This is a genomic window from Nocardioides sp. CPCC 206348 (genome assembly GCF_048654705.1).
Lineage (GTDB): Bacteria > Actinomycetota > Actinomycetes > Propionibacteriales > Nocardioidaceae > Nocardioides.
The window spans coordinates 125,133-125,493 of record NZ_JBMCZA010000210.1 but is presented as its reverse complement, the minus strand read 5'-3'; the positions used below and the strand labels follow the sequence as shown (position 1 = coordinate 125,493).

1 protein-coding gene is annotated in these 361 nt (G+C 72.6%); it reads right to left on the bottom strand.

The genetic code is table 11. The features are described 5' to 3' along the window. Positions 1-48: 48 nt before the first annotated feature. A partial coding sequence (locus tag ACOADB_RS21560; RefSeq protein WP_378603349.1) for a LysR family transcriptional regulator substrate-binding protein occupies positions 49-361 on the bottom strand: 313 nt, incomplete at its 5' end.

Genomic DNA, 361 nt, shown 5'->3' with positions numbered 1-361 from the left:
CTTCGGCGACCGGGTGGCCGAACGGGTGCGGGACCTGCTCGCTCTGGCTCAGAGCTGACAGGCGCCCGCTCGGGTCAGTTCGGCGCCGTGCTCCTGGGCGACCGCCACCAGTCGCTGCGCGAGCGGTGAGAGGGCGCCACGGGTGAGCGCGTAGATCTGCCGCGGTGGCAGCGCTCCGCGCAGCGGGTGCAGCACGACCTCGTCGTCGACTTCCGGGGTGGTGATGGCCAGCAGCGGCATGATCGCGCAGCCGAGTCCGGCGCGGACCACGGACACGACGGCCTGGTTGTCCGCCGTACGGAAGACGAAGTGCGGCGCGACCCTGTGCTCGGCGAGATGCTCCTCGACCCGGCCCTGGTCG